General features: G+C 40.3%; 18 protein-coding genes. 2 read left to right on the top strand and 16 right to left on the bottom strand.

Annotated elements, in window-relative coordinates:
- Nucleotides 1-123: 123 nt before the first annotated feature.
- The 14 genes from ACZYRN_RS03575 to ACZYRN_RS03510 all read right to left on the bottom strand — a co-directional run bounded on the left by ACZYRN_RS03575 (nt 124) and on the right by ACZYRN_RS03510 (nt 12,309).
- Nucleotides 124-816 carry an LrgB family protein gene (locus tag ACZYRN_RS03575; RefSeq protein ID WP_488910108.1) on the bottom strand — a complete coding sequence of 231 codons (693 nt, stop codon included), beginning with the start codon at nt 814-816 and terminating at the stop codon, nt 124-126.
- The gene (locus ACZYRN_RS03570) at nt 798-1,196 is read right to left on the bottom strand and encodes a CidA/LrgA family protein (protein WP_488910107.1); all 399 of its coding nucleotides are present in this window, start codon (nt 1,194-1,196) and stop codon (nt 798-800) included. Before ACZYRN_RS03570 ends, ACZYRN_RS03575 begins: the two co-directional genes overlap by 19 nt.
- Nucleotides 1,197-1,426: 230 nt before the next feature.
- Nucleotides 1,427-1,822 carry a VOC family protein gene (locus ACZYRN_RS03565; protein ID WP_488910539.1) on the bottom strand — a complete coding sequence of 132 codons (396 nt, stop codon included), beginning with the start codon at nt 1,820-1,822 and terminating at the stop codon, nt 1,427-1,429.
- A gap of 580 nt (nt 1,823-2,402) precedes the next feature.
- Nucleotides 2,403-3,170 (bottom strand): ABC transporter ATP-binding protein, encoded by a 768-nt coding sequence (locus tag ACZYRN_RS03560; RefSeq protein WP_488910106.1) that lies wholly within the window; start codon nt 3,168-3,170, stop codon nt 2,403-2,405.
- A gap of 159 nt (nt 3,171-3,329) precedes the next feature.
- A complete protein-coding gene (locus ACZYRN_RS03555) occupies nt 3,330-5,684 on the bottom strand; it encodes an ABC transporter permease (protein ID WP_488910105.1) in 2,355 nt (784 codons plus the stop codon).
- 291 nt (nt 5,685-5,975) lie between these two features.
- Entirely contained in the window at nt 5,976-6,593 is a 618-nt protein-coding gene (locus ACZYRN_RS03550; protein WP_488910104.1) for a PadR family transcriptional regulator, read from the bottom strand.
- A gap of 35 nt (nt 6,594-6,628) precedes the next feature.
- Complete coding sequence (locus ACZYRN_RS03545) at nt 6,629-7,291, bottom strand: HoxN/HupN/NixA family nickel/cobalt transporter (RefSeq protein WP_488910103.1); 663 nt, start codon at nt 7,289-7,291, stop codon at nt 6,629-6,631.
- 61 nt (nt 7,292-7,352) lie between these two features.
- Entirely contained in the window at nt 7,353-8,177 is an 825-nt protein-coding gene (locus ACZYRN_RS03540) for an urease accessory protein UreD (protein WP_488910102.1), read from the bottom strand.
- 1 nt (nt 8,178) lies between these two features.
- Nucleotides 8,179-8,790 carry an urease accessory protein UreG gene (gene ureG, locus ACZYRN_RS03535; RefSeq protein WP_488910101.1) on the bottom strand — a complete coding sequence of 204 codons (612 nt, stop codon included), beginning with the start codon at nt 8,788-8,790 and terminating at the stop codon, nt 8,179-8,181.
- Nucleotides 8,791-8,812: 22 nt separating this feature from the next.
- The gene (locus tag ACZYRN_RS03530; protein ID WP_488910100.1) at nt 8,813-9,499 is read right to left on the bottom strand and encodes an urease accessory protein UreF; all 687 of its coding nucleotides are present in this window, start codon (nt 9,497-9,499) and stop codon (nt 8,813-8,815) included.
- Nucleotides 9,492-9,947 carry an urease accessory protein UreE gene (gene ureE / locus ACZYRN_RS03525; RefSeq protein ID WP_488910099.1) on the bottom strand — a complete coding sequence of 152 codons (456 nt, stop codon included), beginning with the start codon at nt 9,945-9,947 and terminating at the stop codon, nt 9,492-9,494. Before ureE ends, ACZYRN_RS03530 begins: the two co-directional genes overlap by 8 nt.
- A gap of 9 nt (nt 9,948-9,956) precedes the next feature.
- Nucleotides 9,957-11,669, bottom strand: a complete 1,713-nt coding sequence (ureC, locus tag ACZYRN_RS03520) for an urease subunit alpha (protein ID WP_488910098.1) — start codon at nt 11,667-11,669, stop codon at nt 9,957-9,959.
- Nucleotides 11,670-11,672: 3 nt separating this feature from the next.
- On the bottom strand, nt 11,673-11,990 hold the full coding sequence (locus ACZYRN_RS03515; protein WP_488910097.1) for an urease subunit beta: 318 nt from the start codon (nt 11,988-11,990) through the stop codon (nt 11,673-11,675).
- Nucleotides 11,991-12,006: 16 nt separating this feature from the next.
- Nucleotides 12,007-12,309, bottom strand: a complete 303-nt coding sequence (locus ACZYRN_RS03510; protein ID WP_488910096.1) for an urease subunit gamma — start codon at nt 12,307-12,309, stop codon at nt 12,007-12,009.
- A 131-nt stretch (nt 12,310-12,440) separates the two neighbouring features.
- Between ACZYRN_RS03510 and ACZYRN_RS03505 the strand changes: the two genes are divergently transcribed.
- Complete coding sequence (locus ACZYRN_RS03505; RefSeq protein ID WP_488910095.1) at nt 12,441-13,370, top strand: urea transporter; 930 nt, start codon at nt 12,441-12,443, stop codon at nt 13,368-13,370.
- An 87-nt stretch (nt 13,371-13,457) separates the two neighbouring features.
- Nucleotides 13,458-13,910 (top strand): hypothetical protein, encoded by a 453-nt coding sequence (locus ACZYRN_RS03500; RefSeq protein WP_488910094.1) that lies wholly within the window; start codon nt 13,458-13,460, stop codon nt 13,908-13,910.
- Nucleotides 13,911-13,952: 42 nt separating this feature from the next.
- Here the strand turns inward: ACZYRN_RS03500 and ACZYRN_RS03495 are convergent, their stop codons facing one another.
- Together ACZYRN_RS03495 and ACZYRN_RS03490 are read right to left on the bottom strand one after the other, a co-directional pair.
- Entirely contained in the window at nt 13,953-14,690 is a 738-nt protein-coding gene (locus tag ACZYRN_RS03495; protein WP_488910093.1) for an SIS domain-containing protein, read from the bottom strand.
- Between the two features lie 27 nt (nt 14,691-14,717).
- Complete coding sequence (locus ACZYRN_RS03490) at nt 14,718-15,440, bottom strand: GntR family transcriptional regulator (RefSeq protein ID WP_488910092.1); 723 nt, start codon at nt 15,438-15,440, stop codon at nt 14,718-14,720.
- Nucleotides 15,441-15,506: the final 66 nt, after the last annotated feature.

The raw sequence follows: 15,506 nt of genomic DNA, 5'->3' as shown, positions 1-15,506 counted from the left end.
TACATTTTCAGCAAGGTAACATAAAGATTCAGTGATTTCCTGTCTCATGAGATATTCTATTCCTTTAGTATAAATAAAACACCCCTTTAGACAATCTTAGCCAAAGGGGGGAATTCTCGCTATTTATGTTAACAAGAGCCAGACAAAAAGAGGAGCTAATAAAGAACCAATGACTGCACAGACAGTCATTGCAACAGAACTCATAGAGACGGCTTCTTCTCCATATTCGAATGCTTTCGCCGTGCCAATCGCATGAGAGGCTGTTCCGAATCCGACTCCCTGGCCGATAAAATGATGGATGTGCAAAAGGTTTAATAAACGCGGTCCGAAAATAACACCAGTAAATCCGGCGATCATGACAAATATCGCCGCTAATGATGGAATACCGCCCAAATCCGAAGCAATTTGCATGGCAACAGGTGTTGTAACGGATTTAGGTAACACCGTATAGATAATTTCCTTAGAGAATCCTGCGTATTTAGCAAGCAAGATCCCACTGGCCATCCCTACTACCGTACCGATAAACAATCCGCCCATAATCGGGACCAAATTTTTCCGGAGGGTTACTCGCTGTTTATATAGTGGATAGGCAAGGGAGACAACAGCCGGACCTAAAATTACGTTAATCCACTCTCCCCCGATCATGTACGTTTCATAAGGAATATGGAATCCGATTAAAATGAGAACAATCGCAGCGGCTGCTGTGATGGCCGGCATTAAAATCGGGTAATAAAAGCGCAAGTAAAGTCGGTTCATAACGACGTATATCACAATCGTTAAAACAATAATCAAAAGAGCTATAAGCGTTCTTTGCATGATGAGTTTAGTTCCTTTCGTTTATTCTCTTCCCGCTCGGCGAAATATTGACTTGTGTAAGCGGCGATGGCCATCGTCATAAGCGTACTCACCACAACGATCAAGATTAACATCATTCCCTTTCCAGCGAAAACATGGAAATAATTCATCACGCCTACGGTAGCGGGGATAAAAAATAACGGCAAATAGGAGAGAATAAAATTCGCTCCCGACTCCACCCATTTTAATCGGATAATCTTCAACATTAAAGCGGCCCATAATAACAATAACCCGACGATACTTCCTGGAAGCGGTAAATGAAGACGATCAGACAACCAGACCCCCACGATGTAAAAGAGATATAACAGGACTATTTGCAAAAAAGTCTTTATGAGTTTCATAACCAAATACGTATTTCATGATGAACATGCCAGAGGAACACGGTTTCCCCTCCTTACAGATTTTCTAAACAAGAAAGCCCTTTCCCACTCGTTCGTTACCTGCTCCTGCGAACGAGGAAAGGTCATTTTCCTTTTGGTATTCTTCTATTTCTTTCACTCCGTCAGCAGGCTCTTTCATTCATTTTAGAATGCTTTTAACTTTTTGATGTATTTCGTTCTCTTCCTATCCTTTATTTTAGGAGCGTCAACTGCCAAGAAACACCGAACGGATCTATAACCCAGCCAAATTTCTCGCTAAAAGAATAATCATCTAACGGCATGAGAACACTTCCCCCCTCCGTTAATTTTTCATACATACGGGTCATTTCTTCTTCTGTCTCACATATGATCGATATGGAAAAAGCAGGTGTAAACGTAAACTCATGCTTTATATGACTATCAATGCACATGAATTCTTGTCCTTTTAAAGAAAAAACGGCTTGCATCACACTTCCCTCTTCACCTGCTTCATTTGCTTCATAGCGAGTAATACTCGTTATTTCTGAATCCTCAATTAAAGAAACATAAAAATTCATCGCTTCTTCCGCATTCCCTTGAAACATTAAAAAGGGCGTCACTTTTCCCATCATAAACCAGCTCCTTCTTTTCACTATTATTCTTTACAAAATAGCTTATCTCTTCCTTATACCTTAATCTTAAAGATCGATAGAAGTCAATATAGGAGCTGATGGGTGACATTGTTGCGATGATGATCATGCATGTGATCCATGCGCTAGCTCCCTCTGTTCAGCATGACTGCATGATATGATCACGTTGACCACCCCTATAACAGAGAGTTACTTACAAAGACTTCATCCATTATTATTTTTCATTACATATTTTATTTGACTACTATGTAATGTCCTTTCTTCTTCAACTAAACATGTTTCTACAAGTAGGGAGTGAACAGTTTAATTCACGGAATCATTGTTCCACGCACCCGATAGTTTAAGTACAATATTTCACAAACTATCTCGTGGAATAAAAAAAGACGACCTTCATCTTGAAAAAAGCATGGGATTTTACATGATCTCTTACACTTTCCTTATCAGGAACTTTCTTTCTGGATTATCCTGAGTCTTTCCTACAAACAATCTTAAGAACTTTTCCTTTCGAACTTACCTAATACATTTTCCATATGAACTTTTTGCGAATGCCAATGAAAAATTAGGATCCATTTTCCACTAACCATTTCATAATGCTTTCTTCTCTTTCCCTACTATCATCATGCTGCGCATCGTATTTACGCATTTTCTTCTGTGCAACAATATTTCCATCTACCATAAACAATATTCTTTCGGTTTTTGCTGCCACCTTTGCATCATGCGTAACGAGCATGACGGTTGTCCCTTTTTTATTAATCTCTGCAAGAATGGACATAATGTCTGCTGTCGATTTGGAATCTAATGCTCCGGTCGGTTCGTCTCCAAATATGATATCCGGATCATTGATCAATGCTCTGCAGATGGCGACTCTCTGCAGCTGCCCACCCGAGCCTTGAGTGATATTATTGTCTGCAAGCTTTTCAATTCCTGTCATTTCCAACAGTTTTTTTGCTTTTTGATGTACCGCATTTTTATTCGCATCTTTTGATACAAGAGCAGGAAACATAACATTGTCAATCAATGACAGATTCTTTAAAAGATTAATATCCTGAAAGATAAATCCCATTGTTTCCAGTCGAATCTTCGCCAGTTCTTCTTCTTTTAGACTGCCGATTTCACGGCCTTTAAATTTCACACTGCCAGAAGTAATTCTATCCATACCGCTTACATTATATAGCAGCGTTGACTTCCCGCTTCCGGATGGTCCCATGACCGATACGAATTCACCTTCTTCTATCTCCAAGTTTACATCTTTTAAGATATGAAGCTCATTATCTTTTCCTAATTCTACTTTTTTGTTCATACTTCTTGCTTCTATTATATTGCTCATCTATATTCCTCCAATGCCAAAGTCTATATCCAGAGAGGCACCCATTGAATTCCTTTTTTTTTTCAGAAATCTGCATTCTTGTCTGCAACGGCACCTTCACGCAGGAGACTTCTGCCACCTTCGCAGATACACCTCCTGCCGTGACCTTTTACAGCAGCTCTAACTTCTCATCACTACAGATAAATCATCTTCTATTGAGTCCTTACAGCAGACAGAAATCGTAAATCCAACTACTACAATCATCGCTATCGGAACTAGCAGCCAAGTCTGCCATGCAACATGAACAAGTTCTATTTTTGCAGCTCCCATAGTGGACATTGCCATACTTACAAGAAACTCCCCTAGAAAATTCGCAGCCAACACTCCAAGTAGGATTCCCAATATCAGTACCATCAAAGTTCCTGCCATATATTGATGTTTAACATTTTTAGAAGTTAATCCTACACTTCGCATGATTGCAATCTGAGACATATCCTTTGATAATAACATCTTAAGGAATAATGCAGTTATCAATACAGCAATTATTACTGCAATTGCGATTCCGCCTATAACAATTGTACTCATCTGATCAATGATATTTCCAAGAGTCTGCCTGGTATATTCTTTGATATCATTTACCTGCACAGAATCATAGGTATTCTGATAGTAGTCCATTTTCACGCGTTTATCAACGTCTTGAGCCACATCCATGCTCACAATATACCAAAGAACGGCATCCTCATTTAAACCAAGACTGGTATGTGCCTTTGCTGTTTTCCCGCCATTTGTAATATCTTGATAAATACCAGTTACTTTCAAAGTCTTTTCTGTCCCTACAACCTTTACGACTACTTCATCTCCCACTTTCTTGTTTAATCCGTCTTTTGACGCATTGGCATAGGAAAGTGAGATTTCCCCTTCACCCTTCGGTGCTCTCCCTTCCAGATAATTTAGTGGAAATACGGAAAAATCTCCGGTTTCAATATTCATATAGTCCCAGGAACCTTCCGCGTTTTTGACCTGGTAGGAACATGTGATGTAGGCCGCATACTTTTCAATATCCGAATCATTTTTCAGCTCTTCCTGCAGCTTTTTAAAATCTTCTGTAATCGTATCTGTCCTTCGAAGATCGATTCTCATGTCGGATTTCCCTATTCCCATGTATGTGGAAAATTCCGGTGAATTCATAGTGTTATAAATATTTAAGGGAAGTATTACAATAAACGTACATACGACAAAAATAAAAAACAGTAACCTGTATAATTTGAAACGTTTCCATACATCCCTAAGTCCCATGTAAATATTGGTGCTGAAGAATTTGTTCTTAAGCAGTGAAAAACTGTATTTTCGGTTCTTTCCACGTTCCATAGAATCTCTCCGTAAAGCTTCCACCGCAGAAATCTTATCGATTCTTTTCAGTACTTGCTGGCAGGACATCACAATCATGAAATATACAAGTAATGGAACTATAAGCGATAGTACATATTTTAAGCTTCCTGATAAATCGGAAGATATGTAAAGTCTCATATTACTGTTTAACAGATTTACCGCTGCAAAGGAAAGCAGATAACCGATAATACCGGCTGCTACTGAGATGACTCTGTATTTGTTAAGATAAACCTTTTTTATATCTTTTTTGGATATCCCCATTGCTTTCATAACACCGATTTCTCTAATATCTTCATCAATCGTTGCCAGAAATGTAAGTCTGATACAGAGCGAAGCAATCACAATAAGCAGGATACTAATAAACATAATGACAATCGCAACTGCCATATCTGACATGGCATTAAACATCACAAATATCTTTCCTTCGATTATAGGACCGTTTGCCGGAAGACCTGCTTCGATATAGGCAGTCTGAACAGCAGCAGAATCCCCGTATTCATTCAGCTTAAATTCGATCAGATATTCCAGTTCCCCAGCCTGCATTTCAAGCATTTCATCATAGTCATTCTGATTTATCACAAACCGTTTCGAAGAAGTAAGGGAAGAGTTCATCTCAAAATCTCTTGCATAATCTGAAATGACAAATTCTTTCTCATACCCGCCGCTTTTCACCGTAATCGTATCACTTATTTTTAAGTCATGTTGTTCCATGAAATAGATGGGAACAGCAACGAAACCTTCCTTTACATCCAGATTTTCATTATCCAGATCCAATATAAAATCAAATTTCTTATTCTGTACAACAAATGAAATATCCTGTATAGTTCCAGCCATCGTTTGATTTTGGCCAAAATGAATATTGCTTCCATCAATATTCTGAAGAACCATCGTCTCCTGCATCGCTATATTCTCACGCTGTGCTTTTGTAAATTTATCGATTTCTGCCTGATTGTATTTTCCGGAATGCATCTGCGTAATGTCAGCTGGAACTGCACGTTCCTGCAGTTCCGACATCGACTGAATCAGATTTGCAATGTTATTTATTGCACTAGCCGCCAAAATAACTGCCATAGTTATAAAGACAAACACCGACATTGTTGCCATTTTATTCCTAAGGAAATCATTCTTTACAATTTTAAAAAACAAAATTTTTCCTTCTTTCTACATAGATAATATTTTTTCTATTTCTATAACTTTTTCATTTCCAGAACAAGCACTAAGCAAGAATGACAACATTAACGTTAAACATATAAAAAGATATTTATCAATACTCATTCTTTCTTCTGCCAACCCCAGTATCTTTTAACACTTCAATTGGGGTATACTAAAATCCTTTATGTTTACAAAAATCAACTATTAATTAACCATCGCTTTACATTCTTAATAAACAAAAAAAAGACGCTTTTAAAAGAAATCCTTTTAAAAACGTCCCTCCTATTATACAAATAAAACAGCCAGTTTTAATGCTTCTTCTAGGCTGATGAAAGTAAGTAGTCCCAACGACCAAATTTGCTTTTTCCCTTTGGACACGAGATTCAGCGCCCACTTACACCATTCCAGCTCTTCTTTTTGTAGCCTTAAGCCTCTATTTATTAACATATAACGCCCAAATTGCTCAGAAGCGATATACTCTTCATCATCTTCTATATCTTGTTGTATGGTAGATATCTGCTTTTCCTGAGAACCAATTTTTTTATTCAGTTTTTTGATCCGATCATGCAGCAATCTTTCAGCGCTCTCCTGATCGGATAACCAGATCGAATTATTCTTAATTAAAAACTCATCCCGCACTACCGGATCAGAAGGCTCTTCATTCATCCAGCTTGTTAATAGTTCCTGTCCCTGTTCTGTGACAGAGTACACCTTTTTATTTGGTTTTCCATGTTGTTGGATCGTTTGAGAAACAACAAATCCCTGCTGTTCCATTTTTGAAAGTTGAGGATAAATTTGGCTATGCCTAGCCGGCCAAATGGATTCCAATGAAGATGCCAACTCATATCCAGAACATGGCTTTCCAATCAAAATACTAAGAATTGCATACCCCAATGTGTTCACTGTATATCACTCCTTGCAGCGACGGAAAAACTCGCCTATTTGAAGAAAAGCGAAAGAAGTCCATCTTTAATTGCTAGATTGTACATATAGTACAAGCCAAACAATACACTGATTATACCAGAGATAATCGTAAACAGTGAATTCATTTCTTTTTTAGAAGAACTAAACACGAATGGAATACCGATCACAGTTGTAAAAAGGAGCATCCCTGCTACCGTACCTGCTCCAAAAATAAGAATGTATGCCGCACCCTGCCAAACGCTATTTACTGTACTCATCGTCAATAAAACCATCGCAGCACTTCCAGCCAGTCCATGCACGAGACCGATGAGAGATGACTTAATAAAATAATGTTTATCTCCATACTGGCTATGATTCCGATGGATATGACGTTGATTTTTATTCGCTGCCAAAACGTTGGCTATGCCTAAGTAGACAAGCATGACGCCGACTAAAAATTCGAGTGACATGGATACTTTATCTGGAAAGCTATTTTTCATTAAAATAAGGGTAATCCCAATCAAAAACAAAGTAGCCGTGTGACCGATTCCCCAAAAAACACCTGCTAAAGCAGACTGCGATAATTTTTTACTTCTACTGGCAATTGTTGAAACGGCAATAATATGATCTGGCTCAATCGCATGTTTAATGCCCAGTATGAACCCCAGTGATAAAATTGAAAACAACGTGACATCCATCTTAAAACCCTTTCTATCTTCAATTTAATCAGCATTTTTGTACATCAAAATTTTTGTCTAATTAATATTTTCGTAAGGTAACTGGGTGACGGTCATACCATTCTTTGCGGAGGAACGCGCTGCAAGCAGCCATAAGTTCCTCAATTTTTTGTGTAGAATGAGCCAGTATACGCACTGTAAAACCACCTTCTGTCAAGAGAGACAGTCCTGCTTTGCACCCGTCTAAATCTTTTTCGATTACACTATATAATCGTTGAAGAACGTCCTCATTTACTTGTTCACTTATCACAATCATCGAACCTAAATGAGTATACCCTTCCATATAACCGATCCCATCCACACCCGCTTCAGTGGGTTGCAGTTTTAAATGATCGAACATAATTAATTTGTCATCTAAATAAATTTCATTTTTTAGCTGTAGTAACTCATACCGAAACCATTCTCCATCCGGAGACCAGCCCGGTGTTAAAATGTCACTGTAAAAAAGAGTGGCTCCGCGCTCCATCTGAATGATCGTATTTTGCTTATACTTAGCATCACGATAGGCAATAAGCGGGTCAGGGATGAATTCAAGCACGCTGCCTTTTTTCAAGACGATTTCATTTTCTTGAAGAACGGGTGTATACGGCGTTCTGTAAACTTTCGTCGCAGACTGTGTCGTCAAGATCAGCTCGGCCTGCTCCTCAAGTGTAATTTCCATCCGGTAACGGTCCCCATCGACATATCCGCCCCCTGGATTAATGAGAAAATAACATGCTTGTCCGCTGTTATCAAGATAATGGGGGCGCAGCATTTTAAATGCCCCTTGGAAATATACTTGTTTTGTTACCGTCTTATTCCGTTTTTTCTCCATGCTCAGACGCAAAACGCCTGTCCATTTGTCCATCTTAATTCAACCCGGCAAGTAAAGCATTTTGTTTAATCCAGTCGATGACTTCATCCAAGCCTGTATTGTCCTGCAAGTTCGTGAAAATAAATGGCTTTTCGCCCCGGAACACTTTCGTATCAGCAGCCATTACATCCAGATTCGCGTGCACGTACGGAGCAAGATCGATTTTATTAATGATAAAAAGATCTGATTTGATCATTCCTTGTCCGCCTTTGCGCGGAATTTTCTCCCCCTGGGCCACATCAATAATGTAGATGGAAAAATCAACAAGTTCAGGGCTGAATGTAGCCGCCAAATTATCACCGCCGCTCTCCACGAAGATCAAGTCCAAATCAGGATGGCGTTTTTTCAACTCTTCAATCGCCGCACTATTCATTGACGTGTCCTCACGAATCGCTGTATGAGGACAGCCTCCTGTTTCAACGCCAATAATTCGGTCATCAGGCAAAACACCTTTGTTTATTAAGTATTTAGCATCTTCTTTCGTGTAAATATCGTTCGTAATCGCCGCCATGCTAATGTCATCCTGCATGTGACGCGTTAATTTTTCGACAAGCATTGTTTTACCGGCACCAACCGGGCCGCCTACGCCAATTTTAATCGGTTCCATTTAAAAGCACTTCCTTTCATTATTAAGACATAAAAATACGGATATGTACCCGTTCATGTTTCATCTGGGAAATTTCCAGACCTGGGGCCACAGCTCCAAAATCGGCGATGTCCATTGTCCTGATTTGTTCGACTGCTTTTATGATCCACTGCTGAATATCACGCAAAATAAACTGACCGGCCGTCTGACCGAGTGGTATACCGCGCACGGCATTTTGAGTCAGGCCTGAGATTGTCGAATAAAGATAAGTGGATAAAATGACATTCTCCGGCACGTTTAACTGGTGGGCAATCATTGTAAATACAAGAGCTGGATGACCAAACGCCTCTCCATTCGCTGTTTTTTCTTTATACAGAGACAGCAAAGGGGATGGATAAAGATCATTTCCAATAGTCAACATGCGCTCCCCTATCTTATACGTTCCCTCTCTCGTTTCTCTCGGAAGAGCTTGTACCGTTATTTTCCTATCAAGCGCCCAGATCGCCTCGGCATCATTTCGTTCAAGCGCTTCATAAGCAAGACGGCAGGCCAGCCCGTCTGTATAGACGAGCTGCCCTGATATATACATCTGCAGCCATTCTGAAAAACTCTTTTTATCATGTACTTTATTTTCCTGTATGTACGTTTCCAAACCGAACGAGTGACTAAATGCCCCTGTTGGCAAGTTGGAATCACATAGCTGAAATAAAGACAGCAAATAGTTATCCATGGCTATGTCCTATATGCCGGAATGCTTTTTTCACTTTTCGTTTTTCACGCGCATACGGGATACCTAGCTCCTCAAGCAGTTCTTCGACAAGATAATCATATTGAACGAGCATCTGATCCTCTTCAAATTGGGCTGGCAAATGCCGGTTACCAAGCTGATGAGCAATCGTCCCCATTTCATTCATGCTCCGCGGCTGAATAACGATCACGTCGTCCGGAAATACTTCAATCAAAATGATATTCTTTTCATCCATGTACAGCACGTCGCCCGCATTTAACTCACGGGACTCGCTTAAACGAATGCCAAGATCACGGCCATGATCCGTTTTGACGCGCTGAATGCGTTTCACTAAGTCACTGCTTTCTAAATACACTTTTTCTTTGTGTGTACAGGCAACAAGCTCTGGATCAAGCTCGTCAATATGTCCTACAATTTTCTCAATAATCATCTTTTCACCTCAAAATAAGAAATAACGCTGTCCCATAGGCACGACGTCTACCGGGTCACATGTAATATGCTCGCCATCCACACGTACTTCATACGTTTCTGGATCGACCGTAATTTCAGGTGTTGCATCGTTCAATTTCATGTCTTTTTTCGTCAATGACCGAATGCCGTGTACAGGAAGGACCGTTTTTTGAAGTCCCAGTTTTTCATGAACGCCGCCTTCATATGCAGCTTTTGAGACGAATGTAATAGAGGCTTTATATTTTGCTTTTCCCATTGTCCCATACATTGGGCGATAAAGAATTGGCTGAGGCGTCGGAATGGATGCATTCGCATCGCCCATTAAACTATAGACAGCCTGACCACCTTTTAAAACCATGTTCGGTTTTACACCAAAAAACTTCGGATCCCACAAAACAAGATCGGCGAATTTACCGACTTCAATCGAACCGACATACTCAGAAATTCCGTGTGCGATAGCTGGATTGATTGTATATTTCGCAACGTAACGTTTTACACGATTGTTATCACCAACACCGTTGTCATTTTCAAATTTGCCCCGCTGTTTTTTCATTTTATCCGCTGTTTGCCATGTCCGTAAAACAACTTCTCCAATACGGCCCATCGCTTGTGAGTCGGAGCTCGTAATACTAAACACACCCATATCCTGCAAAATATCTTCCGCTGCAATCGTTTCTCCCCGAATCCGCGAATCCGCAAATGCCACATCCTCTGGAATATCCGGATTTAAGTGATGACACACCATCAACATATCAAGGTGCTCATCAATCGTGTTCACCGTGTACGGGAGCGTCGGATTTGTCGAAGCAGGAAGTACATTCGGATAGCCGGCTAGTTTAATAATATCCGGTGCATGACCGCCGCCGGCTCCTTCTGTATGGTACGTATGAATAAGACGGCCTTTAAATGCGGCCGCTGTATCTTCCGCAAAACCACCTTCATTCAATGTATCGGAATGGAGTGCGACTTGAACATCATATTCATCAGCGACTTTTAAAGACAAATCAATTGCTGAACGTGTTGCGCCCCAGTCTTCATGAACCTTCAGTCCGATCACGCCAGCTCGAACTTGCTCTGCAAGCGGCTCTTCTGCACCGGCGTGTCCTTTTCCTAAGAAGCCGACGTTAATCGGCATATCTTCCGCCGCTTCAAGCATGCGGTGAATATTCCATTCACCCGGTGTCACAGTCGTCGCTTTTGATCCTTCTGCCGGTCCTGTTCCGCCGCCGATCAGCGTTGTCAATCCAGCAGTTAAAGCTGTTTCTACTTGAGCAGGGTTAATGAAATGAACGTGCGTATCAATCCCGCCTGCTGTCAAAATTTTGCCTTCCCCGGCAATAATTTCGGTGGATGCGCCGATCACGATATCGACACCATCCATCAAAAGCGGATTGCCCGCTTTTCCAATCGCAAAAATTTTGCCATCACGAACAGCTACGTCCGCTTTATAAATACCTGTATAATCCAAAACAATGACACTTGTGATCACAAGATCCGGAACATTATCGGCACGAACAGCGAGCGGATGACTGCCCATCCCATCACGGATCACTTTACCACCGCCAAAAACGACTTCATCTCCATATTGCGTATGATCTTTTTCAATTTCAATAAATAAATCTGTATCCGCTAGACGAACGGCATCACCTGTTGTTGGACCGTACATATCAGAATATTGTTTTCTCGTCATACGAAAGCTCATGTGTTATTCCTCCCGGTCTAATGATCCTTCTGTTTTATTGTTTAATCCATATACACGCCTTTCACCTGTGAACGCGACCAATTGTACTTCTTTTTTATCCCCCGGTTCAAAACGAACAGCTGCACCCGCTGGAATATTTAAACGAAATCCAAAAGCAGCTTCACGATCAAATTCAAGACTTTCGTTAATTTCATAAAAATGAAAATGGGACCCTACCTGCACAGGACGGTCTCCGTTGTTTAAAACGGAAATCTTTTTTGTTTCCTGTCCTTCATTGCAAACGATATCGTCCGACTTTAAAATGTATTCTCCAGGTATCATGTCAAAAATTCCTCCCTTATCGTATCGGCACGTGGACCGTTACGAGTTTTACACCGTCTGGAAATGTCGCTTCTACTTGCACATCGTCAATCATTTCTGCCACGCCTTCCATGACATCGTCTGCCGTTAAAATCGTCGTCCCATACTCCATTAACTCAGCAACCGTTTTGCCGTCACGGGCGCCTTCTAAAATTTCATATGTAATCAACGAAACCGCCTCGGGATGATTCAGTTTCAGTCCCCGATCTTTCCGGCGCCTTGCCAGATCCGCTGCCACAACAATTAATAACTTTTCCTGTTCACGAGGCAACAAGTGCATGTAAACTCCTCCATCCGTATCAAAATTTTTGATTTCTTTCTGCTAAATAATATAAGATAGTCTCGCATATATCAATTTTTACATATTAAATTTGGTTTTTTGTTAGATATTTTAAAGTCAGGAGCTTTTTTATGCCGAAAAACACCAAGACGAGCAGTGTATTTCCTATTCTTTCCGCTTCACTAAAGGGGATCTCGCAAGTTCTTTTAATTGAAAATGCCATCACTGGGCTTATCGTACTGGCAGCCATTTCTCTCTATTCTCTCCCGCTTAGCATCGTGGCTTTCGCTTCTTCCTTTATCGGTACAGCAACCGCAAAAATAGGTGGAGCCGATGAAAAAATGATTGCCCAAGGTTTATTCAGCTTCAACTCTGCTCTCTCCGGTTTAGCGATGATGCTTTTCTTAGATGGAGATCATCGCTGGATCATCGCTTTGTTCAGTGCAGTGATCGCCTCCATTTTCACAGCGGGGATGATGCATTTCACAAAACCATTTGATGTGCCTTCTCTTACCGTTCCTTACATTATTTTGACCTGGTTTTTACTGACAGCTTCACATCGTTTACAGTTTCTCGAAGTAGACGATTCTCTCGTTCCGCAGGTCCTGGCTTACTGGCAACTGGATATCTCGGGTCCAATCGATTTAACGAGCGGCTTCGTTCGAAGTGTTGGACAAATTTATTTCCTTGATCATCTTGTGAGTGGCCTTCTAATACTAGCTGGTATTTTCTGGGCGAGCAGACGGTTAGGTTTACTGGCGATATACGCCACCATCATTTCATGGCTGACCGCCTATTATTTCGGTGGCGAACATTCCGCTTTGAATTCTGGCTTGTACGGTTACAACGCCATATTAACGATTTTCGCCATTTCGGACGTTTTTCATAATAAAAAGAAGCTTATTCCTTTTTCCGGCCTTCTGGCGGCGGCAACTTCTGTACTGATCACCGCAAGTCTGGATAGTTTCCTACTGCCATATGGTCTGCCACCTCTCACTATGCCGTTCGTCCTAAGTACATGGCTGTTTTTATTTGCCCGCAAAGTAATGCCTAATCTTTAATTTAAAAATGCAGCCTTAAAAAAGAGAATACTTATTATGAATCTAGGGAATACCTCAAAGAGAATGCTTTTAAAAGGAGTGTAAACCATGTCTGCTGAAAATGAATTGGAAAAGTTTGGGGTGGAACCTGTATTTGAAAATCGGCTTCACGAACGGGATGAATTTGTAGTTAAAGTTCAAGGAAGCGAGTTTAAAGGTCATTTTCACAATGATGAAATTCAATGGCTTCAACCGCAGCCGAGGCAAATGATCGGTGACGATCAAACGGAGGCTTTAGAAAAAAGCATTTATAAGCTGATGAAAGAATATCGTACAACGAGCGAAGTTAAAGACGTCGAACTCACTCCAGCATTTGAAGGCAGATTGCATGAACGTCAACAATTTACCATTCAAATTCAAGGTGAAGAATACAAAGGCTTTGTCCATGAAGGGGAAATACAATGGTTCCATCCTCATCCTCATCAAGAGCTTAAAGATGAACACGTCCAGGCAATTGAAGCAGAGATTCATGAAAAAATAGCTGATCAAGAAAAAGAATAACCTTTTTCTTGATCAGCTATGTCTCAGAATAGACGAAATAAGTTAGATTTCCAGCATCGGAATTCGGCTTTTATACTTATTAATGAGTTCTCTATTATGTTCTTCTGCTCCATCGATGTTGCCGCTTTTAAAAATAGGAGGAGTGACGCCATTCTCAAGCATAATCTTAACAGCTTCAACCATTATACCGTTCGCAATGGCCATACTCATAATCGTTGAGCCTGAACCAAAGGCTACAGCGAGGGGTTCTTGTGTCATAAGTGCATCTCCGACTTCAATATGACTATCAATGGAAAGATCAACCGAACGATATAAATATTGGCCATTTTCATGTCGGGATGATTGGCTTTTGGCGTAGCCTGAAGAAGTGATAGCAATAACAAAAGCACCTTGTTTTTTAGCGATTTCAGCAACATCAATTGGAACAGGATTTCTTCCAGATGTTGAGACAACAATCACGACATCTTTCGGATGAATCCTGTGATGAATCATAAATTGCTCGGCAAAATGATGCTGTTTTTCTAATTTTGACGACCGTACTGCTCCTTTGTGCAGCATCAAATCTTCAATGAGTATTGGATAGATGGGAGCAAGCCCACCTGCACGATAAAATAACTCTTCCCCAATCATATGAGAATGACCGCAGCCAAATAGATGAATGATACCATCATTTTGAATACATTCTGAAACCTTTTGAGCTGCTTTTTTTATTTTCTCTTTTTCTTCTTTCTCAACAATCTCTAATAGGTTCTTGATCTTTTGGAAATAGTGATTAAACATGCTGCACATTCCCACCTTTATTCATTTTCAACGTTTCATCTCAATCATAAACTTGTAACGATCGGCACGGTAGGATGATTTCACAAGTTCAACAGGAGTCCCATTTTGCAGAAAAGTGTTTCTTTGAATACGCATGACAGGTGCCCCTTTTTGAATGTTTAAATGCTGTGATTCCACTTCATTTGCGATGGACGATTCAATAACCTGAGATGCATGATCGATTCTGAAGTTTAATTGATTTTCAATATACGCATATAAAGATTGATTGACAATTTGTTCAGTTAACCCTTTAATCAAATTGGCCGAAATATAATTTGTTTCTAAAGCCATCGGAACCTCATCTGCTAAACGAATTCGCTTAATTTCATATACAGGCCCATATTCTTTAATGGCTAACTGTCTTGCAATTTGACTTGTCGCAGGAATGATTTCAAAGTGGACAAGTTGACTACCTGGCTTCATTCCTCGTGCGATCATATCTTCAGTAAAGCTTGTTAAACCATGAAGCGTCTGTTCAATTTTTTGTTCAGCCACAAAAGTCCCTTTTCCTTGCAATCGATGTAAGTAGCCATTGTTTACAAGTTGAGTAAATGCTTGTCTGACAGTCATTCTGCTAATTTGGTATTTTTCTGCAAACTCTCTTTCAGAGGGAAGACTATCTCCTGGCTTTAGCTCCCCTTTTTCGATTTGGTCTTGAATAAGTTCTATTATTTGATAGTAAATAGGAATAGGGAAATTCTTTTTAATCATTCTTCATTCACCTGTATCCTTTCCTTGTAAATCAAAAAACATGAATGCTTCTTCATTAAGCAAGCT

Source organism: Domibacillus sp. F004 (genome assembly GCF_057814295.1).
The sequence above is the reverse complement of the archived record's forward strand: the minus strand, read 5'-3'. Positions and strand labels throughout refer to the sequence as shown.

Excerpts from the sequence above, each read along its gene's own strand:
- ACZYRN_RS03570 (WP_488910107.1), bottom strand. The coding sequence starts at position 1,196 with ATGAAACTCATAAAGACTTTTTTGCAAATAGTCCTGTTATATCTCTTT.
- ACZYRN_RS03500 (WP_488910094.1), top strand. The coding sequence starts at position 13,458 with ATGTCTGCTGAAAATGAATTGGAAAAGTTTGGGGTGGAACCTGTATTT.
- ACZYRN_RS03530 (WP_488910100.1), bottom strand. The coding sequence starts at position 9,499 with ATGGATAACTATTTGCTGTCTTTATTTCAGCTATGTGATTCCAACTTG.
- ACZYRN_RS03490 (WP_488910092.1), bottom strand. The coding sequence starts at position 15,440 with ATGATTAAAAAGAATTTCCCTATTCCTATTTACTATCAAATAATAGAA.
- ureC (WP_488910098.1), bottom strand. The coding sequence starts at position 11,669 with ATGAGCTTTCGTATGACGAGAAAACAATATTCTGATATGTACGGTCCA.
- ACZYRN_RS03540 (WP_488910102.1), bottom strand. The coding sequence starts at position 8,177 with ATGGACAAATGGACAGGCGTTTTGCGTCTGAGCATGGAGAAAAAACGG.
- ACZYRN_RS03515 (WP_488910097.1), bottom strand. The coding sequence starts at position 11,990 with ATGATACCTGGAGAATACATTTTAAAGTCGGACGATATCGTTTGCAAT.
- ACZYRN_RS03505 (WP_488910095.1), top strand. The coding sequence starts at position 12,441 with ATGCCGAAAAACACCAAGACGAGCAGTGTATTTCCTATTCTTTCCGCT.
- ACZYRN_RS03565 (WP_488910539.1), bottom strand. The coding sequence starts at position 1,822 with ATGGGAAAAGTGACGCCCTTTTTAATGTTTCAAGGGAATGCGGAAGAA.
- ureE (WP_488910099.1), bottom strand. The coding sequence starts at position 9,947 with ATGATTATTGAGAAAATTGTAGGACATATTGACGAGCTTGATCCAGAG.
- ureG (WP_488910101.1), bottom strand. The coding sequence starts at position 8,790 with ATGGAACCGATTAAAATTGGCGTAGGCGGCCCGGTTGGTGCCGGTAAA.
- ACZYRN_RS03560 (WP_488910106.1), bottom strand. The coding sequence starts at position 3,170 with ATGAGCAATATAATAGAAGCAAGAAGTATGAACAAAAAAGTAGAATTA.
- ACZYRN_RS03575 (WP_488910108.1), bottom strand. The coding sequence starts at position 816 with ATGCAAAGAACGCTTATAGCTCTTTTGATTATTGTTTTAACGATTGTG.
- ACZYRN_RS03510 (WP_488910096.1), bottom strand. The coding sequence starts at position 12,309 with ATGCACTTGTTGCCTCGTGAACAGGAAAAGTTATTAATTGTTGTGGCA.
- ACZYRN_RS03545 (WP_488910103.1), bottom strand. The coding sequence starts at position 7,291 with ATGGATGTCACGTTGTTTTCAATTTTATCACTGGGGTTCATACTGGGC.
- ACZYRN_RS03495 (WP_488910093.1), bottom strand. The coding sequence starts at position 14,690 with ATGTTTAATCACTATTTCCAAAAGATCAAGAACCTATTAGAGATTGTT.